General features: G+C 45.1%; 16 protein-coding genes. 13 read left to right on the forward strand and 3 right to left on the reverse strand.

Annotated features, from left to right (window positions below):
• Nucleotides 1-191: 191 nt before the first annotated feature.
• From QUB35_RS26430 to QUB35_RS26460, 7 genes are all read left to right on the forward strand, one after another.
• Entirely contained in the window at nucleotides 192-2312 is a 2121-nt protein-coding gene (locus QUB35_RS26430) for a WD40 domain-containing protein (protein WP_333144626.1), read from the forward strand.
• A 105-nt stretch (nucleotides 2313-2417) separates the two neighbouring features.
• Nucleotides 2418-2837 carry a DUF2281 domain-containing protein gene (locus tag QUB35_RS26435; RefSeq protein WP_333144627.1) on the forward strand — a complete coding sequence of 140 codons (420 nt, stop codon included), beginning with the start codon at nucleotides 2418-2420 and terminating at the stop codon, nucleotides 2835-2837.
• A gap of 298 nt (nucleotides 2838-3135) precedes the next feature.
• Complete coding sequence (locus tag QUB35_RS26440; RefSeq protein ID WP_333144628.1) at nucleotides 3136-4281, forward strand: iron-containing alcohol dehydrogenase family protein; 1146 nt, start codon at nucleotides 3136-3138, stop codon at nucleotides 4279-4281.
• Nucleotides 4282-4380: 99 nt separating this feature from the next.
• Complete coding sequence (locus QUB35_RS26445) at nucleotides 4381-5565, forward strand: aspartate aminotransferase (RefSeq protein WP_190739684.1); 1185 nt, start codon at nucleotides 4381-4383, stop codon at nucleotides 5563-5565.
• Nucleotides 5566-5961: 396 nt separating this feature from the next.
• Nucleotides 5962-8454, forward strand: a complete 2493-nt coding sequence (locus tag QUB35_RS26450; protein WP_333144629.1) for a dynamin family protein — start codon at nucleotides 5962-5964, stop codon at nucleotides 8452-8454.
• A gap of 38 nt (nucleotides 8455-8492) precedes the next feature.
• Nucleotides 8493-9038 (forward strand): hypothetical protein, encoded by a 546-nt coding sequence (locus QUB35_RS26455; RefSeq protein WP_333144630.1) that lies wholly within the window; start codon nucleotides 8493-8495, stop codon nucleotides 9036-9038.
• Between the two features lie 15 nt (nucleotides 9039-9053).
• Entirely contained in the window at nucleotides 9054-10388 is a 1335-nt protein-coding gene (locus QUB35_RS26460) for a hypothetical protein (RefSeq protein WP_333144631.1), read from the forward strand.
• 356 nt (nucleotides 10389-10744) lie between these two features.
• Here QUB35_RS26460 and QUB35_RS26465 read toward each other — a convergent pair whose 3' ends face one another.
• Both QUB35_RS26465 and dapF read right to left on the reverse strand, forming a co-directional pair.
• A complete protein-coding gene (locus QUB35_RS26465; protein WP_333144632.1) occupies nucleotides 10745-11887 on the reverse strand; it encodes a hypothetical protein in 1143 nt (380 codons plus the stop codon).
• A 372-nt stretch (nucleotides 11888-12259) separates the two neighbouring features.
• Nucleotides 12260-13330 (reverse strand): diaminopimelate epimerase, encoded by a 1071-nt coding sequence (dapF, locus tag QUB35_RS26470; RefSeq protein ID WP_333144633.1) that lies wholly within the window; start codon nucleotides 13328-13330, stop codon nucleotides 12260-12262.
• 312 nt (nucleotides 13331-13642) lie between these two features.
• Between dapF and QUB35_RS26475 the strand changes: the two genes are divergently transcribed.
• On the forward strand, nucleotides 13643-13855 hold the full coding sequence (locus QUB35_RS26475) for an Hfq-related RNA-binding protein (RefSeq protein WP_333144634.1): 213 nt from the start codon (nucleotides 13643-13645) through the stop codon (nucleotides 13853-13855).
• Nucleotides 13856-14051: 196 nt separating this feature from the next.
• On the opposite strand, the gene QUB35_RS26480 is transcribed toward QUB35_RS26475, so the two are convergent.
• Nucleotides 14052-16367, reverse strand: coding sequence for a cation:proton antiporter domain-containing protein (locus QUB35_RS26480; protein ID WP_333144635.1), 2316 nt, complete (start codon nucleotides 16365-16367; stop codon nucleotides 14052-14054).
• Nucleotides 16368-16908: 541 nt separating this feature from the next.
• On the opposite strand from QUB35_RS26480, the gene QUB35_RS26485 reads away from it, so the two are divergent.
• The 5 genes from QUB35_RS26485 to QUB35_RS26505 all read left to right on the forward strand — a co-directional run bounded on the left by QUB35_RS26485 (nucleotide 16909) and on the right by QUB35_RS26505 (nucleotide 22152).
• Nucleotides 16909-17148, forward strand: a complete 240-nt coding sequence (locus tag QUB35_RS26485) for a glutathione S-transferase domain-containing protein (protein ID WP_333144636.1) — start codon at nucleotides 16909-16911, stop codon at nucleotides 17146-17148.
• A 174-nt stretch (nucleotides 17149-17322) separates the two neighbouring features.
• A complete protein-coding gene (locus tag QUB35_RS26490) occupies nucleotides 17323-18384 on the forward strand; it encodes an NADH:flavin oxidoreductase/NADH oxidase (protein ID WP_333144637.1) in 1062 nt (353 codons plus the stop codon).
• 317 nt (nucleotides 18385-18701) lie between these two features.
• The gene (locus tag QUB35_RS26495; RefSeq protein WP_333144638.1) at nucleotides 18702-18932 is read left to right on the forward strand and encodes a hypothetical protein; all 231 of its coding nucleotides are present in this window, start codon (nucleotides 18702-18704) and stop codon (nucleotides 18930-18932) included.
• A 335-nt stretch (nucleotides 18933-19267) separates the two neighbouring features.
• Nucleotides 19268-20173, forward strand: a complete 906-nt coding sequence (locus QUB35_RS26500) for a D-hexose-6-phosphate mutarotase (protein WP_333144639.1) — start codon at nucleotides 19268-19270, stop codon at nucleotides 20171-20173.
• 452 nt (nucleotides 20174-20625) lie between these two features.
• Entirely contained in the window at nucleotides 20626-22152 is a 1527-nt protein-coding gene (locus QUB35_RS26505; protein ID WP_333144640.1) for a phosphomannomutase/phosphoglucomutase, read from the forward strand.
• The last annotated feature ends 22 nt before the right edge of the window (nucleotides 22153-22174 follow it).

A 22174-nucleotide genomic window follows, 5' to 3' on the forward strand; every position in this document is an offset into this window, starting at 1 on the left:
GACTAATTATGAAATGGAACCGAAAAATAAAAAATAAAGGTAACTTAGTTAATGCAGTTTAGATGTTTGACAGCTTATCAATGATGAAATTAAATCTAAAAAGCAACAAGTGCAGAATATCGGGCAACCATCCGAATTATACCTCCTAACATCCTGCTACACTATTAATAACCGCATCCTCACCCACATTTATGTTCGCAAAAGCCATCCTCGCTCTCGCTCCCTTAATCTCGGAAGTGCTGTCACCCATCGCCCGAAATATCGGTCACAAACTAGGAGAAACCCTCGGCAATAAAGCTCAACAATGGGTAGAATTTCTGATTCCCGCTCCCAATCAGATATCCTCTGATTCGACTGAGATAGAGCCAGTAAAACAGCGTTATTCCCAGGAAATGCTCGAATACGCGAAAGCGAAAGATGCCAGAGATAACGAATTGTTAAAGCTGACAGTAGCACAAACAGCACGCCGCCTTGAGTTGCAGGAACAGGAACAGCAAGACAGACTGAAGCTGGCAGCCTTGCAGCGGGATTTGATGCGGGAATTGCAAGCAAAGGATATTCAGATCAAGCTGGCTGAAATTCAAACAATTTGGGATAAAGATACTTGGTTTTCTAAGTTGAATCGAGAGGAAACTAAGCAGATTTTACTTCAGCAGCAACACCGCCTCTTAATCTTACTATCACCGCCAAAAATTAGCAAGCGATGCCCGGAAACCTTTTGTGAAGATTTGCCAATTGAGATGAGAAGTGTGGGAGATTTTCTCAGACAGCATTATCCTCAACAGGATGTCTTACGCCCGGTTAAGTTTTATAGCGACTATTTCACTGAGTCGATTGGTGATATTGATGTGGAACGCTTGCAGCGAATTTTATCTCCGGTTCCTACTACAATTTTATATAGCGATATCAGCGATTATGCGGTAACTTTTCGCGTCGGCTTTTGGGGATTCCTGAATAATCAGGAAGTCTCCCTGTTTTCTACCAAAGCTTTTGACTGGGAAGAGGCAAAAGATGCACTTTTAGCATCTGGGATAAGTGAGAAAAAAGCCCTCCGCATGATTCGGCAGTTGATTGTGGCGATTCACAAATTGCTGGCGGGATTTTTAGCCGATTTGTATTATCTCAATATTGACCCTGGCTATGAACCTCAGTTGTTTAATTTAAAGGATGAATTGGCTGAAGATGGGTTGGCAGAAGAATGGGTGAAACCTTATTTTGATATTCTTCAGGATATTCAGCGGCGGCATCGAGAACAATATGAACAGGAGTTGAAAAAGCTGATTGAGCAAGTAGAGGCTGAACGTCAATCTCAAGAGACTGCCAAAGCTAAAGCAAAACCCCAACAACAAATAGAAAAAGCTGTCAAAGCTGAAGCCCAACGCCAACAACCAAGAGAAGAACAAATCATTAGAAAAGCTCACTCCTTCAAATGTGTAAAAACTATTAATGGCGTAGGTTTTTCACCTGTTACGTCCGTAGTTATTAGTCCAGATGGCAACACTTTTGTTAGTGACAGCAGTGGAAATTGTAGCCAACTTTGGAATCTCCAGGCAGGAGAACTGATTCGTACTTTTTCAGGGCATTCAGGTGCGGTTTATTGCGTTGCCATTAACCCTAATGGAACAATTTTAGCTAGTGGAAGTTCTGACCAACAAATTAAGCTGTGGAATCTGGAAAATGGACAAAAAATTAGCACTCTAAAAGGTCACTCATTTTTAATTCGGTCTCTTGCTTTTAGTCCAGACGGAGAAACTCTTGCTAGTGGCAGTCAAGACAATATTATCAAACTGTGGAATCTGAAAAAAGGGCAGGAAATTCGCACTCTCATAGGGCATTCATACTCGGTTTGGTCTGTCGCTATTAGCCCGGATGGAAATACTCTGGTTAGTGGTAGTTATGACAATACTATCAAGGTTTGGAATTTGAAAACCAGACAGGAAATTCGCACTCTCATAGGGCATTCACAGTCGGTTTTTTCCGTTGTCATCAGCCCGGATGGACAAATTATTGCGAGTGGTGGTGGAGACAACACTATCAAGCTTTGGAATCTGAAAACCGGACAGCAAATTCGCACTCTCACAGGGCATTCAGAGTCTGTTTTTTCCGTGGTCATCAGCCCGGATGGACAAATTATTGCGAGTGGTAGTGGAGACAACACTATCAAGCTTTGGAATCTGAAAACCGGACAGCAAATTCGCACTCTCACAGGGCATTCAGCCCAGGTTAATTCGGTTAGTTTTAGCCCGGATGGGCACACTCTGGTTAGTGGCAGTTCAGATCAAAGTATCAAGATTTGGCGGTGTGATGGGTGAACTAAAAGGGAAAGATGAAAATTATGGCGCGATTGGCCAACATGGAACTACAAAACTTGACTGCGTGAGAAATAAACCGATAAACGCTTAGGGAAGGTAATTGAAATGTCAGAAACAATTAATTTTGAGCAAGCAGTGTTAGAGAATCTGCGACAGTTGCCAACGGAGAAACAACAAGAAGTGCTCGACTTTGCACAATTCCTCGTGCAAAAAGCGGAACAGAAAAAGCACTTACCTAGCGAAAGTTCTGAGTCTAATATTTCGTCAACAACCGAACATAGTCTCAAGCTATCACTTAGAGAAATTGCTAGCCTGCCAATAGCAGAACGCCATAAAATACTAGCACCATTTATACCTGCTACAGCCGAAGATTTTTTGACATATCCTGAATTAACGGAGTTTTCGGTACTCGATGGCGAGGAGTATTTAATTGAGAAATGTTACACTCGCAGCCACGACGCTTTTTTGAAAGGCTACGTACCCGAAGACGAAGGACTTTATGATGACTACAGTACGTTTGTCTAGATTAGATTGTCGGGAAAAGTTTTTGTTGCTAGCGAAAACCCGGCAAATTTCTCAACCAGATGCAGCAGCAGTGAAACAAGTCTGGGAGTTGTACGTTAAGCCTCAATTTTAATCATAATTCGATCGCCCTCAACTCTCCAACTCCCCTCAACTCCGCCCTCCCATCCCCCAACCCCGCACAATACTTAATAAAAACTTTACAAAACTTACCCGATCGCCCAACATGGGTTAGAGTTATCCTAGAAAATCCAGCAATCCTGCAAAGCGTCAACCTTCTCGTCACTTATCCAGTGGTTCGATGACTCAAACCCAAAGCACTAAAACCGCCACCCCAACTGCAATTTATTCCTTGACAATTGCTCCAGCCTGTGTATTGCGGGGTCGATCGGCCTTAGCACAAGCCGGAGATGCGATCGCCCGTTTCGGAAAGCGGCCGCTAATCGTCGGCGGCAGCAACTCCCTCGCCGCCGCCCAACCGTACCTGCAACCAATCCTCGAACAGCAGCAGTTAAAATCGGCCGAAACAGCATACGGCAAGGATTGCAGCGAAACCAGCCTCGAAACCCTCCGCGAGGCAGCCCAAACCCATCAAGCCGACTTCATCATCGGTGTCGGCGGCGGCAAAGCCTTAGACGCAGCAAAACTCGTCGCCCATCAGTGCAAAATCCCGATCGTCACAATACCGACATCAGCCGCCACCTGTGCCGCTTGGACAGCCCTTTCTAACATTTATTCAGAACAAGGTGCATTCCAATACGATGTCACATTAGCCCGATGTCCCGACTTATTAATACTCGACTACGGCTTAATTCAAACCGCACCGCAGCGGACATTAGTAGCAGGAGTTGGAGATGCGATCGCCAAATGGTACGAAGCATCAGTCAGCAGCGGACACTCCGAACAAACCCTGATAATTTCCGCCGTCCAACAAGCTAGAATACTGCGCGATATTTTATTCCAAAAATCAGCCGCCGCCCTCAAAGAACCCGGTAGCGAAACCTGGCAAGAAGTCACAGATGCAGCCGTATTGCTAGCAGGAGTAATCGGCGGAATTGGCGGCGCCCAATGTCGCACCGTCGCCGCCCACGCCGTCCACAACGGCCTAACTCATCTATTAGCAAGTCACGGCACATTGCACGGCGAAAAAGTCGCCTACGGCATTTTAGTACAACTGCGACTAGAAGAAATGCTGCAAAACAATCAACTCGCCGCTAGCGCCAGACAGCAACTGCTAAAATTCTACGCCGAAATTGGATTGCCCCAAACTTTAGACAACCTAGGACTCGGAGACATTACCATCACAGAATTGCAGCGCGCCGCCGATATCGCCTGCAATCCGAATTCCGACATCCACCGACTGCCTTTTAAAGTTGTTCCCCAACAATTAATGGCAGCGATGGTTTCTACCACCGCACCTGTGGGAGAATTAAAGATTAAGAATTAAAACAGTTTGTAGTAAGGACTAAAGTCCTGAAAAGGCTGTGCTAGCAAGGACGAAAGTCCTTACTACAAACCAGGAAAACTGACAACTGACAAAAAATAAATGACCTTGGATTGGATTACCCCTGCTGACAGGTTGCAAAAACTACCGCCCTACGTATTTGCCCGTCTCGATGAACTCAAAGCCCGCGCCCGCGAACAAGGACTCGATTTAATAGACTTAGGAATGGGAAACCCCGACGGTGCCACTCCTCAACCAGTAGTAGAAGCGGCTGTCGCAGCCATCCAAAATTCTGCCAATCACGGCTATCCACCCTTTGAAGGAACTGCCAGTTTCCGCCGTACTATTACTAAATGGTACAGCCGCCGCTACAACGTTGAACTCGATCCAGAAAGCGAAGCATTGCCTTTGTTGGGTTCTAAAGAAGGTTTAGCACATTTTGCGATCGCCTATATCAATCCAGGGGACTTAATATTAGTACCAAGTCCTGCTTATCCCGTATTATTTCGCGGCCCAATCATCGCCGGTGCAAAAGTTCACAACATCATTCTCAAACCAGAAAATGACTGGGTAATTGACTTAGCCGACATTCCCGACAGCGTAGCCGAACAAGCCAAAATACTCTATTTCAATTATCCCAGCAATCCGACTGGAGCAACAGCACCCCGCGAATTTTACAAAGATATTGTGGCTTTCGCACACAAACATCAAATCTTGCTGGTTCACGACTTGTGTTATGCGGAATTAGCCTTTGACGGCTATCAACCGACAAGTTTATTAGAAATTCCCGGCGGTAAAGAAATCGGTGTCGAATTTCATACTATGTCCAAAACCTACAATATGGCCGGCTGGCGAGTCGGTTTTGTAGTAGGAAATAGCAAAATTATTCAAGGTTTGCGGACATTAAAAACCAACCTAGATTACGGTATATTTTCCGCATTGCAAACAGCAGCAGAAACAGCACTGCAATTGCCGGATAGTTACTTGCACGAAGTGCAGAATCGTTACAGGACTCGCCGGGATTTCATGGTGGAAGGATTGGCAGAATTAGGGTGGAATATTCCTAAACCTCTGGCTGCAATGTATCTTTGGGTTCCCTGCACTCCGGGCATGAGTTCTACTGATTTTGCCCTGAATGTTTTGCAGCAAACGGGTGTTGTGGTGACTCCTGGCAATGCTTTTGGGCCGGGCGGCGAAGGATATGTGAGAATTAGTTTAATTGCAGATTGCGATCGACTGGGAGAAGCATTGCGGCGCTTAAAACAAGCAAACATTCGCTATCAATAGTCATTGGTTATTGGTAATTGGCGATCGGCCGCTCACTCTGCATCAACTCATTATTATGTTGATGGTGACACCCATTATCCCCTAAACATAATAATGAGATTAACAAGCTCAGGCGCATATAAATTGTACAGTCAAGTTTGATGGAATTATTGTGGGGTGTCCCGCCCGCCCGAAAAATATAACGCAAGGTGCGGGACAGCAAGGTGCGTAGGATGCCCCAGAGCAGAATAAACCTGTTATAAATCGAAATAATCAATCTCCGAGGCACTCTACAAGTTGATTTAAGAGTGACTCTTTATTTTGTGGCAAGGTTTAAAACATCCGTGGATGTACGAGGTGCGATGCCGTGTCTCCTTAGTTATACTTAACAAAGATCATTAAGGAAGCATTTTTGCCATGCCTGTAATTGAATCTAAGTTAAACAACACGCGCAACCTTTTACAAGAATTAGGCAACTCAGTCTCTAGCTTAGTCAACTCGTCCCCGGATGTTTTTGCTGATCCGGGGATTCAATCTTGCCTACAGGATTTTTTAACTGTTTATCAAGAAGCCGTCCAACGCCTAGAAAATCCTAGTTTTCGGATTGCTACTCTGGGCACAACTTCCTCTGGAAAGTCAACGATTGTTAACGCGCTGATTGGTCGAAAAATCGCACCGATTGAAGCCGGAGAAATGAGTGGGGGTGTATTAACCATCAAACATTCTCAAGAACAGAGATTAATGATTGCAGAAACGGAAGATGCTGCTTGGGATGCTGGTGAATGGACGGGATTAAGCGATGAGGATTTATACCAGCGAATTCGCACCGTGATGCACTCCTATCACGCGGCGCGGAAAAAGCGTGAGTATGTTGCGCCACAAATAACAGCTCATGTTCCTCTTTTACCTGCTTGTGATGCTTCTTTACTGGGTTTACCCAACGGAATCGGAGTTGAATTGATTGATTTACCGGGATTAAAATCAGTTCAAGACCGGGCTAACTTAGCAACTATCCAAAAGCAAGTTAATAAAGCTTTTAGTTTAGTGGCTTTAGACTATATGCAGGTAGATGATGAACACAGAAAACGCTTATTAGAAGAATTAAAGAAAGTTGTCGAATATCTACAAGGTCGCACAGATTCGATGATTTTTATCTTAAATCGGGTCGATAACCGAGGAGCAGATGATTTACCTCTATCAGAGCGGATTGATAAGTTAAGAGAAGAAATTAAAGAGGTCTTATCGCTTCCAGAACTCCCTGATGTTCTGCCTTTTAATGCTCGTCTTTTATATTATGCTCAGTGTGCTTGGGGTTCAGGAGCTTTTAACCAACCGTCATTGATGAGTCAGGAGATACGCTTAAAACTCCTTAAGGCTATGTTTCAAGACTGTGCAGGAGTTATTAAATCAAATACTAAAGAGAATCGAGATTTAAAGAATTGGTTCCGCGATCTTGAAGACCGGATAGACGAGAATGAGATTATTGATGATGAAACCATGCGGCAAATTCTCCACTATTCTTTAGAATGGAGTGGAGGTAGAGAACTTTGGGATCGTTTCCGTGTGCGGGTTCAAGAATCATTTGCTGAATTGGTAATACTTCCTGCATTGTTGGAAGTATTCGACAATTACAATGCTTTGGCACAATCTCTTGATATTTTGATTCAAACCCGAAAAATTAACAATAAAGAACAGGTTAAACAAGAAAGAGATAACATTGCTAAAATTCGTCAAGAATTTCATAAAAATATCAAAATTTGTAAAAAAGAATTTCATGGCGATATTAAGGCAATAATAGAACTCTTAAAAATAGCTCCTGAAGATCATATTGAGGCTAAAAAAATTGCTAACATAAAAGGGTTTGATGATAGCTTTTCTCGGCTATTTGGTGCTGTCAATGAGGTAGAAGGAGATTTAACCACATCTCTAATTGTTCCAGTTCGCGATGCGTTTAAAAATAATCAAGGAGCTTTTGAACTCAGAGATAAACTAGGGGAAATCACATTACCTTCATTAGCTGAGGATATTTCTAAAGCCTATGATAATGTTAGTCGAAGACTCAGTAAGTTTTCTCCTAAGTCAGAATACTTAGTTAAGCGTGTACGGGCTGATGATAATCATGGAACAAAAGAAATTGAACATGATGAACGCTATACTCTGTTGCTATATCACAGCATGAGAAAAGCTATATCCAAAAGAGCAGAGTTTTTATTGCAAGGAAAAGCTCAAAAAATTGAACAAGCTTTACAATCATTAGTTGAGAAGCCATCTAATGAGCTAGTTAAGAAACTAAAAGTTTGTTTGTCAGAGGAAGTTTTTTCTTCGATTAATATTGAACAAGCAGCCATCAGTAATTTACGCAAAAAGTTAGCTCAAAACTTGCCAACTTTACCTGAGAAGTTTTTTGAACTTCCAGAAGCTATAGAAAAAAAGCGAACCACAGAAAAAGAAGAAGTTGGTAAGGAAGAAGTAAATGAAACTCGCAGAAAAACAGAATATGAAAGCTATAGGGATGGCTCTTGTTTCTCTAGCACAAAAACACGACCTGTAACCCGTGAATACCAAGAAGCTGTAACTCGGAATATTTATGAAGATATCGAGTATGTTGAACTTTTCCTTCCTTCTCCCGACTTAATGGCAAAACAATGGTCAAGTGGAATTGAGAAAGGGAAAAAACGTTTGTGGGATATTTTGTTTGAGTGGATTTCCAAACGGTTAGATGATGTTAGCAGTAACTTTGAAGAATCCGTTGATGAGATTACCAATCTAGCTGAACGCGCTTTGCAGCAACAATCAAGTATTATTGAGGGCAATTTTGAGCAAGAAAAACAGTTCTGGCGTGACTTTGAAGTTAAAAAAGATCATGCAACAGGAGTTTATCAAAAGCTACAAGAGATTATTCGTCAGTGAAGCAAGTTTTAAACATAATGAAATTTAGGAGTTGAAAAATGGACCCTTTAGTAGTATTTTTTTTCTTGATAGTAGGAGCACTTTGTCTCAAGAAGCAACAAGAGGAACCACAACCGCCAACTGATAGAAAACCTGGAGAATTTGTTATTAATCCTCCACCTCCGCCAGATAAAAATGCTGTAGTGCAGGAAAATGCTAAACAATCTTTAGTTTTAGTTTTAGTTATTTCTGCCTCACAAGCAGAGTTCCTTGAATCGCTAAAAGACAAAAAGCATATTGATGTTAGTGAGGGAGAACAACTTTACCAAATTACTAGATATTTATGGCTAGGATCTGACACTGAACTTTCTCTGCAAAAACCTGATATCAATAAGTATTCAGTCGCCAAAGGAGCAGAATCAGAATATGATATTTACTTAGTTGAGATTAAACTGAAGCAAGATGACGAAGGATTTAAGCCTAAAGTCAATCAACTTGATAGACATGATGCGTTTCGTAACTTAGCTGGTTTAGCAGTTGAGGTTAAAGTGTCTGATAGATTCCAAATGGAAGCCTACGAAAAGCTTGAAGTTTACAATCGCTAAATAGGAGCAATTAAAATGTTAATTGATACCACTCTCTTAGTTAACAATCCCGAAATTATCAAAGGTTTACTTAATGGTTCAATGCAACGCTATGGAAGCGTTATTAGATGGGCTGCGGGAACTGTAAATGGTGGTCAAATTGTCCGCCATTTAGCCGAAACTCCCGGACTGACTAGCAAACTGATGACTGTTCCCTTTTCTCCCATTGTGGCAGGAATTGATGTTATTGGTCATGGGCTTAGCTATCATAAATTAATAGGTGTCGAGAGTAAATTAATCGGTATTGAAAAAACCTTATCCTCAGTGATGGGGCTAAGTCAAATTGCTGCGGGCGCAAGTGTTTTAAACCTTGGTGTCAGTATTGCTGGCTTTGCCTATATGGGCTACAAACTGCACCAAGTACAAAAAACTTTAGGTCACATTCAACAGTCAATGGAAGAAGGCTTTAACCGTGTTGAATCGGGTTTAAATCGGATTGATAATCGCATGGAAGAAGGATTTAATCGAGTTGAATATAGGTTAAATCGGGTTGATAATCGCTTATATATTATCTCTGAACAATTGGCATATCTGTATTTATTGGTAGAAGACAGCCGCCAAAAGCAAAAAAGCCTTGCTAAAGCTATTTCCCATCTTCATCAAGCCATGCTAATTAAAGAAATTGCAGCTTTAAAAGCTGAACTTGACGAGCGCTCTCGTTTTCCTGATGAATCACCGAGATCGGCCATTAAAACAGCTTCCCGTGTGGGATTATTTCTCAGTAATCAAGCAATGCAAGCTACCCCAGAATTAGATGCTGAAATTATGCTTAATGCTGATGTTTCTATTCAAGGTTGGGCTGTAGCCGTAGCAACAGAAGCCAATCTTCTCTTAGAAATAGGGAAACATCAAGAAGCTAAAGAATTACTGGCGTTACAAATCCCCCAATTTAAACAAGTCGCCGAAAGATGGGGGAAGGCACTAATCAATGATGAAAACACTTATCTATCTACTGCTTATCGCTTTACTAATTCTCGGTTTAAGAACCATATTACCTCAGAACGAGTAGAACGAATTACGGAAATATCACCAAGCGATCGCACTTTATCTCCTGACCAAATCCGAGGCAAAAAAAATTATGTTGATGTAGAGTTTGAAATGTCCTATAGTTCTGCTAAATTTGATCGAGCATGGACACATCGCCAAATTGCCGTAGCTGAATATTTGGATGGGTTGAGTGAACTTTCAGCAAGATTAGAAGGTTTAGAATCGTTTGCAAATCTGTGCGAAAGTAGAGGTGTTAAAAGCAGCCGTGAAATTCTGCCTGGGCCAGACACTGAACCGGGCATATACATACTACCCAGCACATAGGGTAGGGTGCGTTATATCAAATCCGGTAGCCTCGGAATTAATATTACCCACAATCAGGACACGGCAGGGCTCATAAGTGTCAACTTAAGCTTTTTGTGCGCCAGTCATCCCGCCCACCCAGCACTCCGCCAGGGAATGAATTCCCTGTCTAATAGCGAAAGTCCTCTCAAAGAGGACTGAAAAACTCATTAGTCCTCTTTGAGAGGACTTTCGCTTTGAGGCAGGGGTTTCAACCCTTGCCGGACTATCGGTTTTACGTTAAGTTTACACTAATGGGCAGTACCGTTTTCCTACAATTAATGGGGGTAGGGAAACGGCACTGCCGTGTCCTCCGTTTCTATCATCTCTGAGTGTAACTATAACGTTTGAATTTGCTCAATCACCCAATCAAAAGTTTCCATAACTTGCTTCAGTGCAGATTCGTCTTGCAAAGTAAACAAAGCCAGACTCGGCGACCTTCTCTCGCCCGGTTCTATAGGTAGCGACAGACCGATCGAACTCAGTTTACTTCTCAATTCCAGCCAATTGTGTTCCGCATTAAACGGCGGCTGGGAACCGTAATTGTCAGCAGAAATCTCCATTCTGCCAGCAATATCTACAGTGAATAACTGATAGGGTTTTCTTCCCCTTTGAGGCAATTGAGCCGCGAAACCGCCGTAGGCATCCCCCGTTCCCCAATGGATTTGAACTTCAGGTTCTTGACTTTTCGCCCAAACGTAAATTGCTCTTGCCATTTGCGCCTCGTCCGCGCCTCGTCTAGCTTTGATTTCCGCAAAAAATGAAGATTCATCCCAGCGCCTTCTTTCGCGCGTTGCGCTGGATTTTTTCTGCTGTGCTTCCGCTGTCTGACCGATCACTCTGGGAACCAGCGTTTTCAAACCGTCTTCACTTACATACTGCTTAATTTCCAGGGCCAAAACTTCAACCGGGTCCATTTGTTCGTTGAGAAATTCCACAACTCGGCGCATTTCAGCGGAAATCTCGTCAGCTACAAACACTAAGCGAACTTTACCCGCTTGCAAATTAGTTTTAACCTTCTGCCAAAATCTGTCTTCATTAGCATCCGCACCGAGAAACTCTTCAAAAATCTGTTCAGGATCGCGACCCCGATCGCGACAATTAGCTTCAAACAGAGCAATAATTGAATCGACAGGCCAGTAAACCAACGCATTAGCAGCATAGTCGATCGACTGACCCAAAACTTTTTGCCGCAGTTCGGCATTAGGAGTTCGCCTGACATCCACCAAAGTAGGAACTGCATTTTGGTCGAGAAACAAATGATCCAGCGACCACTGCACCGCTGTTTCCTCATCGCTGGGTGCAGCTTCCCGCGAAATTAACAGCCATCTCCGCGCCGTCGCCCGATCGATTTGGTCTCCCGCGATCAAATTAGGATAAGTTACTAGCAACTCTTGTAACTGGTCTTCCGAGTCGTAGGGCTGTTCCATCATTTCTACCAGCCTGTCGTCGTCCTGAATCAGATAAATACCTCCAGCCATGCAAGCCCACCTACTTAATTTTAGATTTTAGATTTTAGATTTTAGATTTTAGATTTCAGGCTTAGTTATTAGTCTTCAGTCTTCAGTCCGCAGCCAATGATATCATGTCCGATCAATTAACCATAATATCCCCGTCGGGGCGGGTTTTTGAGATTGTCAATTATTGGCAGGTATTGTTGGTGAACCCGCCCCTACAAAAATCGCGGTCGCTCAACCGGACATGATATGATTTGCGAATGCGGAAGGCATTGGTCAGAATGCAATAAAAATTTTGAATTCAATAATTTTTATTGCTTGTTAATTAAACAAAAAATCCCTTCTGACTAATGACTGATGACTAATAACTAATGACTAATAACTAATGACTAATGACTAATGACTAATACAACCAGTAAATACTCGCTGTGCCGGCCCGGTCATGTAAATCCGCCCAGAAACTTCTGCCCATTCGATTTCCAAAACGCCGCCGGGGAGCTCAACAGCAGTTGCCCGATCGCACTTTCCTACCAACACCCCAGCTACCACAGCAGCACAAGCACCAGTCCCACAAGCTAGAGTAACACCCGCGCCTCTTTCCCACACCCGCATTTTTACGTAGTCTGAACGTACCACTTGAATAAATTCCGTATTGGTACGCTGCGGGAAGGCTTTGTTGTGCTCGAATTGAGGCCCGACAGTTTCTAAAGCAACAGCCGAAACATCCTCTACAAAAGTAATGCAGTGAGGATTACCCATGCTGACGCAGGTAACAGACCAAGATTTATCAGCAACTTCGATCGGCACATCAATAACTTTGGCATCCGATGCAGCCAAAGTTGTCGGAATTTCCGCAGCCAGTAGCCGGGGAACCCCCATATCCACCTTAACCTGACCGTCCGATCGCAATTCGGTGATAATAACGCCCGCACCTGTGTGAATCCGGTACTCAGTCTTAGATTCACTCCCCCCCTTAGCAAGGGAGGGGTCAATTTCTTTCGATTCACTCCCCCCCTTAGCAAGGGGGGGTTGGGGGGGGTCAATTTCTTTCGATTCACTCCCCCCCTTAGCAAGGGAGGGGTCAATTTCTTCCGATTCACTCCCCCCCTTAGCAAGGGGGGGTTGGGGGGGGTGAATTTCTTCCGATTCACTCCCCCCCTTAGCAAGGGGGGGTTGGGGGGGGTGAATTTCTGACCCTTCCAAATCGGCGATAAACTTAGCCAAACAGCGAATTCCATTGCCGCACATTTCCGGTTCCGAACCGTCGGAGTTAAAAATCCGCATCGTATAGTCAGTATCGTTTTGACCCGGAAGAGCAAATATCACACCGTCTGCGCCAATCCCGAAATGTCGATCGCACAAATCCACAGCTTGTTCTGGCGTGATCGCGGGTTCTGACGAGTGGCGGTTGTCAATCAGAATAAAATCATTTCCCAGTCCGTGATACTTCGCAAACTCGATCGGCATAAAAACAAACCTCTTTTGGTTAAAACTGGTTAGATAATTTGCTGACCAAATTACCCATTTCCCAGTATTATAAAACTTTCTGCAATTTATAGTCCTTTCTAGTGAAATATAAACAAATATAATATTTATAACTCCACAGGGATATCTAATTAATGCTGATGTCAATCCCTCAATGAATATCGGTCGAAAACTAGCCGCCAACTTGTTTATCCCTCATCCGGTAGACGCGCTTGTAGTTGCGGCAGTATGGGTTAAACGGTATAAACAGAAGAATATGGTTTAAGGTAATATTTGACTATATTTTTCTGAACTATGTCTGAATTTGAAACCGGATTGCCCAGCGTTCGCTTAATACAAAGCTACATCAAAGACAAAAAACAGGTGGAGATCAAACTCCTTACCGGCGACTTACTAGCGGGCAGAATTTTTTGGCAGGATAATAGCTGCATTTGCGTCCTCGATCCCTCAGAAACACAAATTCTGATCTCGCGGCCAGCAATTGCTTATCTCAAACCCAACGGCTAAGGAGACGGGGAGAGTGGGAGAGTGGGAGAGGGGGAGAGTGGGAGAGGGGGAGAGTGGGAGAGGGGGAGAGTGGAAGAGGGGGAGAGTGGAAAAATCTTCCCTCTTCCCTCGAACCTCTTCCAACTTCGGTCTTCCTGACCTCCGTTACATCCGTTACATCCGTTACATCCGTTACAGAATCCGTTGCCGAACTTCCCTAATCGCTAAACAGCTTTTCGCTGACTTGGGCTGTTACAAAAGGCAGCTTTAAAGCAGGTTGCGGCACAGGCGGTGAGGCCGTCCGCTGCATCAAGCCGAGCTCGTAGAAGCCGCCGCACAGCAGCAAACGATCGCCTTCTTGCAAATTCGTAGTTCCGTCGGGCCAGCGAGTAAATTTCCCTTCCCGGCGGATCGCCCGCACCTGCACCCCGTACTGGGTCAGCAAATCTACCTCTGACAGTTTTTTGCCCGCCCAAGGGCTCTTTGCTGGTAGCCTCAGCCACTGGCAAGAACTGTCGCCTTGCGGCACTGCAACTTCCCCTTTCGCCAGCAACTCAAAACTGATGAGTTCTTCCGGTTCTCCGACTACAAAAAGTCGATCGCCCGACTGCAAAGCTGTCTTCCCGTTAGGATAATCAATTTCCTCGCCATCTTCGCGGACGATCGCCATTACGCTGACCCCTGTCAACTGCCGCAAGTTAGTTTCTTCCAGAGTCATGCTGGCGATGGGAGAACCTGACGGCAAGCTGTACCACTCGCTGTTCATATCTCGAACCGCCACTTTCAAATCCCGCGAAACAGCCAAAGGTTCGCGCGGTGGCCGCAATTCCAGATAGCGGCTGCTGCGAATTTGCTGCACATCCCGCGCGATCGCCATTGCGGAGAGCCCCATGCCAGCCAGCAAGTGGGAAGACAGTTCTAAACTGGCCTCAAACTCCGGCTGCACAACTTCCCAGGCCCCCAGTTGGTAAAGTAGTTCGATGTCTTTATCTTGGTTGGCCTGCACCACAATATCCAAATCCGGGACTAATTCTAAAGCCCGCTTCAGACACAAGCGAGTGCTCATAGGATCGGGAAGGGCGATCGCCATTGCTTTTGCCCGTTCCACCCGCGCGGCTTCCAATACGTGCAAGCTGGCAGCATTCCCGTAAATGTAAGGAATTCCTTGCACTCTGCAGTCTTGAATACTACTTTCTGACTCGTCGATCACCACAACTGAACAGTTGCGGCTTTGCAGCATTTTGACTAAAATTCGGCCGACTCGCCCGTAGCCGCAAACCACAACATAATTTTGTTCCGGCAAAGTTTCAGCTATTGCCACAGGTTGAGATGTTTCGTCAAAATAGCGCTGCAAAGGCCCGAAATTTTCCGCCCATTTCAATAACTGTGGCACGCTTCTCAACACAAACGGAGTCAGCACGAGGGTGACTGCTGTCGTGCCTAAAATTAACAGGTAAACGTTGCGCGAAACCAGCCCCATAGCTTGGCCGGCACTAGCGAGTACAAAGGAGAATTCTCCTATTTGAGCTAAGCCCAAACCTGCGATTAATGCTGTTTTTAGCGGATAGCCAAATAGTCGGACGATCGGCGTTATAATCAAGAATTTGCCGACAAATACTATAAATACCAGTCCCAGAATTACTTCTAGATGGTTCCACAGAAACATCGGGTCGATTAACATTCCGATGGTGACAAAAAATAAGGATGCAAAAATATCTCGCAAAGGCTCGACATAAGTTAGAGTTTGGTCGGCATATTCCACCTCCGAAATCATTAAACCCGCTACAAATGCGCCCATCTCGATCGAAAAACCCAAATATTCTGTCAGTAGCGCAATCCCTAAAGCCAAAACCACAACTCCCAGCAAAAACAGTTCCCGGCTTTCTGTTTGCGCGAGGTATCGCAGCAATTGCGGTACCATCCAAATGCCGGCGACTACAGCACCGACAGCAAATAACCCGATCCGCAGCAGGGCCCACGCTACCGTCATGCCGATCGCTTCTGCTGGCTGATTGAGTGCCGGCAAAACTGCTAGCATTAGCCCCAAAGCCAAATCTTGAACTACTAATATTCCCAGCATGACTTGACCGTGGGAAGTACCGGATTCATTGCGTTCCATCAAGCATTTCAGGACGACTGCAGTCGATGAAAGCGACAGAATCGATCCTAAAAACACGCCTTGAGCGGGCGATTCTACCCACCCTACAGCCAAGGAAATTGCAGTAGTAATGGCGATCGTCAGCACAATTTGCAAGCCCCCCCCGCCCAAACTAATGGCTTTAACTTTCTGGAGTTCGGCGAAAGAAAATTCCACTCCCAAGGCAAATAACAGAAAGGCAACCCCGAATTCAGCCAGGGTGTCTACCTGAATTAATTCTTTAATCAGCCCCAAACCGGCCGGCCCAACTACGATCCCTCCCAGCAGGTAGCCGAGAATTACCGGCTGTCGCAAGAGCGATGCAAAGAGTCCTCCTGCTGCGGCAGCAGCGAGAACTAGAACTAAGTCAACGATCAGTCGGAAGTCTTCTTGCACAAGTTTATGAAAAAAGTATAAAGTTATATTATAGTGTCTAATGTGTTGACTATGTTTAGTGGGTTGACTGTAGTTGGGGAGCAAGGACAACGACCACCCTTGACCCAGGTATTTTCTCATGGCACAGAGTTCAACTCCTCACAAAAAGCTTAACCTCTTGCAAGTTTATCGAGGGATTGCGACTGTATTAGTGGTAATGTTTCACCTCAACGAGATGAGCGCCGAGAGATAAAATCAAGTTACTTTTTTTAATTTATTTCAGGCAGGGTGGAGCGGTGTTGATTACTTTTTTGTATTGAGCGGTTTTATCATGGTGTAGGTTCACAGATATGCGATCGGTAAAAAGGATTAGTTAAAATAGTTTTTATTTGTTCAAGCCCTGCTTGCGGATTTACCCAATATGCTGGATAATTACTCAGGCACTTTTGTGTTTTTTTCTAGTAATCCCCGGTTTTGCTAACAATAAAGATTTAGGTTTTAGACAAGTAAGTTTGTCGTTGCTCCTGATACCTCAAAATGACAAGTCCATTCGGGATGTAGGTTGGACAAAGCTGCCGTTGCACCTGTAAAGACTGCACTAGAGGCGATCGAGTCCCTAACTGTAGGACACCCGTATTTGCTCGGTGACGAACTGAGCATTGGCGATTTCTACCTAATTCCAGTCTTCACCTACCTATCCGAGACCCCAGAGTACGAAGCAACGATCGCGCAAACTTCAAAGCTGCGGACTTGGTGCAATGAGGTCACTCAACTTCCCAGCGTCAAGAAAGTCTGTGCTTGACATCTGTGCATTTATATAGCAATCCTGAATCATTTGTAAAAATATGTAGGGGTAGTGCTACCCCTACTCCCCGTGCCTACCCCAGTCAAGGCGGGGCAACCGGGCGTGGGGAGAGCCCCTACAAGAATTACACGAATCATTTAGGATTGCTATATAACTCAGCGGTTTACAACCATGTCGCATTTATTTGAGCCATTGGATCAACGTGGTGTTACCTTCCGAAATCGCATTGCAGTTTCTCCCATGTGTCAATATTCCAGTGTTGATGGGTTCGCGAATGATTGGCATCTGGTTCATCTCGTCAGTCGAGCCGTAGGAGGGGCAGGGCTGGTGATGACTGAAGCAGCGGCAGTCGAGCCTGAAGGACGAATTACGCCGCAAGATTTGGGAATCTGGGACGATGCTCACATTGAAATGTTGGCGCGAATCGTCGAGTTAATTCACCGCAACGGTGCGGTTGCAGGAATTCAACTTGCTCATGCAGGTCGAAAAGCCAGTACAGCGCCTCCGTGGGATGGCGGCGATGTGCTTTCGGAATCTCAAGGAGGATGGACTTCGATCGCCCCTAGCGCCATTCCATTTGAACCCGATAGCCCCGCCCCCATTGCTCTGAGTATCGAAGACATTCAAAAGTTGACGACATCCTTTGTCAACGCAGCCCAACGCGCTCTCGCAGCCGGATTTGACGTAATAGAGATTCATGCGGCTCACGGCTACCTACTGCATGAATTTATGTCTCCCTTGACCAATCAACGGACTGATGACTATGGTGGCAGTTTTGAGCATCGCATCCGGTTCCTATGTGAAGTTGTACAAGCGGTGCGAAATGTTTTGCCCGATCGAACACCGCTTTGGGTTCGCATCTCTGCAACCGATTGGGTTCCAAATGGTTGGGACATTGAACAAAGTATTGCACTCAGCGATAAATTAAAGTCACTGGGTGTTGATTTAATCGATTGTTCATCAGGCGCAATTGTACCGGGTGAAAAGATTCCCACGGGTGCAGGTTATCAAACTATTTTTGCCGATCGCATTCGACGCTCAGCGAACATCGCCACCGGAGCCGTTGGTATGATTACTGCACCCGCCCAGGCTGACCACATCATCCGTACAGGTCAAGCAGATATGGTATTACTTGCCAGAGAAATGCTGCGCGATCCTTATTGGCCGATGCGGGCTGCGAAGCAACTACGTCAATCCGTGCCTGCTCCAGTTCAATACGCTCGCGCTTGGTAATTAAGCAGATTTGCGATCGTCGGTTTTACACAAATCCACTAGGAATAACTTTTTTAGTGTTTCTGTAAACCAGTCGCTCAATAAAGGCTTTTTTGATTCTGCGATCGGCTCCTGTACAAGGCACGTTCCCATCGCCGTGACGTGATTCGATGCGAACGCTAGCGGATGCAGTCAGTCGGATAGTGCTCTTTGGCTTGTTTTAGGCGCATTTGTGGCAATTGTCACCTGAAATCACCCTCGAAGAGATGCGGAGTTTTGCGGCTGCACCGTCTTTTGATGAACTGCTGCATTAGCTTGCTTACAGGGAACTCAGCAAGGTGTGTCGGTGGGTTCGATCGCACATCCCTCGCGATGTGTTGGGACTCGCCATCGGTTTCTCTGACGGCATCGTTGTGTCGATCGCACCTTCCCCCCTCCAACCCAACAATCTAACCAATTTAGCAACCATAATATCGGATAATTGTAAAGCAATTCACCAAGCCAAAAGCGTCACTAACCCCAGCCTAAAGGCATGGGGCTTGAAAGAGGAAGACTCACCACCTTCTTAATTTGAGACTAAAACAGTGTCTAGCCTGCGTCTTTGAGACAAACTGAATTATCTGGTGGTGGTACACCGAACGATGTTACTGGATGCCTCCCTAGTCTGTAACCTCAAGGGATATCAGTGGCGAAGGGATATACACACACGGGCTTACCGCCACTTGTTATGCGTACAGGTAGAAAGCACTCGATCCGTAACTGTCCGGGTTAAAGGCGAATACAAAACGTCGAACGTCGTTAGTATATCCAAGGCGGTAACAAGCATTCATCGGGGGAGAATTCCTCCCCCCCCATCCAATGTAAAGCCGTCCTAAAAGGACGGGGTTTCAAACCCATATTTCTGATGAGTATTGACCAATTAAACACAGACTACGGCATAGCCGGACACCTCACCTTCGCCACCGGAAACGGTGGTTTCCCCATGATTCACATCGACAACGGTCAAGCCAAAGCCTTAATTTCTGTGTATTCCGGTCAAGTGCTATCTTTTCAACCAGCCACCGAAACCACAGACTTGATGTTCGTCAGCGAAAAAGCCTACTACGCAGAAGGGAAAGCCATCAAAGGCGGTATACCCATCTGTTGGCCCTGGTTTGGCCCAGATCCCGAAGCCTTGGGGCGTCCGAGTCATGGGTTTGTGCGGAATCGCCTCTGGAATGTGCTAGAAACCGCCACAACCCCAGACGGCGCAACCAAAGTCACTCTAGGGCTCAAGGATACCGATGAAACTAGAGCAATTTGGCCCCAAGCCTTTGAACTGGCGATCGTAATTACGATCGGCACCACCCTCACTGTAGAATTAATCACCCGCAATCTAGGCGACAAAGCATTTCCCCTCACCCAAGCTTTGCACACCTATTTCCAAGTCGGCGATATCAACCGCGTGCAGGTTTTAGGCTTAGAAAATAGCCAGTATCTTGATAAAGCGGATGGTGGTGTGGAAAAAACTCAAGTGGGTGCAGTGGTAGTAGCAGGTGAAGTCGATCGCATTTATCTCGATGTCACCAATGAATTAGTCATTGACGATAGCGCCCTCAATCGCCGGATTCGCATTAAATCATCGGGTAGTAAATCCGTCGTAGTGTGGAATCCCTGGGTGACAATTTCTGCAAATATGGCCGACCTTGATGATGCAGATTATCAGCGTTTACTCTGCGTAGAAACGACCAATGCAGCTACAGATATTGTGGAAGTTCCCGCTCATGGTGAGTTCCGCTTGCAGGCAATTTACAGCGTTGAACCCCGCTAAGGAATCACAGCTTAATCTCAGCGGTGATTAGTCAGAAATTTCCCGTAAGCTGTTCCACATTTCAATTGGATAGTTGGGGCGTTGCTCAAATCCCACCCACAAGACTGGGATTGTTTCTTTAAATACAACTTAAATGCCGATTAGCTGATTGAATTGAAAAACTCTGTCACCCTAATGACTAATAATTTCATGTCCGATCGAGTGACCGCGATTAAAAGGGCGGGTTTTTGAGATTGTCAATTATTGGCAGATATTTTTCGTGAACCCGCCCCTACCGTATTAGGGGTAATCGACCGGACATGATATAATACCAAATCCCAAAATTCTCCCCTGTTTATTTATTAGTCCGCGAAAGCCGTTCGGCTAGCGCTCAGTCGAACGGGCTGCAGAGGAAAGTTTGTATAATCGGTTTCAACCACCGACTCCGATCTTTTTACTTACCATCAATTATTATGCAAAACTTCAACTGGACAAAACTTCAAAATGGCTCAGACATTCGCGGTATCGCCCTCGAAGGCGTTCCCAATGAAAAAGTCAACCTCACCCCCGAAATTGCGACAATCTTAGGTAAATCATTTGTCAGTTGGCTGGTGCAAAAAGTCAATAAACCTGCGGCAGAATTAACGATCGCGATCGGGCGTGACAGTCGCCTATCAGGGCCTACCTTAATGCAAGCAGTCATGGAGGGAATCGCCTCAGTTGGTGCAACCGTGTACGACTTTGAAATGGCCTCAACCCCCGCCATGTTTATGAGTACCATTACCCCTGGTTTTGATTGCGACGGCGCGATTATGCTCACTGCTAGCCATTTGCCATTTAATCGAAACGGCTTAAAGTTTTTCACCGCCAAAGGTGGGTTACAAAAACAGGATATTACAGATATCTTAACACTAGCCCAAAGCAATAGCTTCCAGCCAGCCGCATCGCCCGGTAACATTACAAAGCATGATTTCATCTCTGTTTATGCTAACCAATTTGTCAAAAATATCCGGGAAGCCGTCAATCATCCAGATAATTTTGAGCAACCACTAACAGGATTAAAAATTGTTGTGGATGCGGGCAATGGTGCTGGCGGTTTTTATGTTGATAAAGTCTTAAAACCTTTAGGTGCAGACACCACGGGCAGTCAGTTTTTAGAACCCGATGGTACTTTCCCCAATCATGTGCCAAATCCCGAAGATAAACAGGCAATGCAGTCGATTTGTCAAGCGGTAATTGAAAATCAAGCCGATTTTGGGATTATTTTTGATACCGATGTCGATCGCAGTGCGGCAGTCGATCAAGTTGGCAAGGAACTCAATCGCAATCGCTTAATTGCCTTGATTTCTGCGATCGTATTACAAGAACACCCAGGCTCTACCATTGTCACCGATTCTATCACCTCCGATGGCTTGACACAATTCATCGAACAAGATTTAAAAGGGATTCACCATCGCTTTAAACGCGGCTACAAAAATGTGATTGACGAGTCGATCCGCCTCAATGAAGCCGGCCAGGAATCATGGCTGGCGATTGAAACATCTGGACATGGAGCTTTGAAAGAAAATTACTTTTTGGATGATGGCGCTTATTTGGTTAGCAAATTATTGATTGAATTGGCCAAGTCAAGGCTAGCAAACCAATCTTTGCCAGATTTAATTGCGAATTTAAAAGAGCCAGAAGAAAGTGCAGAATTTCGGATAAAACTTGGTGTAGATGATTTCAAGGCTCACGGCGAGAGCGTTATTGAGCAACTGCAACAATTTGTCTCAACGCAACCTGACTGGAAAATAGTTCCCAATAACTACGAAGGCCTGCGAATTTCCTGCACGTCAGCTAGCGAATCCGGCTGGTTTCTGTTACGCTTATCACTCCATGATCCGGTGATGCCTTTGAATGTTGAGTCTAATGTTAAGGGTGGTGTTGCTCACATAGTGGCTCGGCTTTTAACTTTTTTCCAAACAACAGAATCCCTTGATTTTTCGGCACTCTCGCTCTAAGTTTTACTCGTGTCAGACTCTT

The organism is Microcoleus sp. B13-B6 (genome assembly GCF_036705405.1).
Classification (GTDB): domain Bacteria; phylum Cyanobacteriota; class Cyanobacteriia; order Cyanobacteriales; family Microcoleaceae; genus Microcoleus.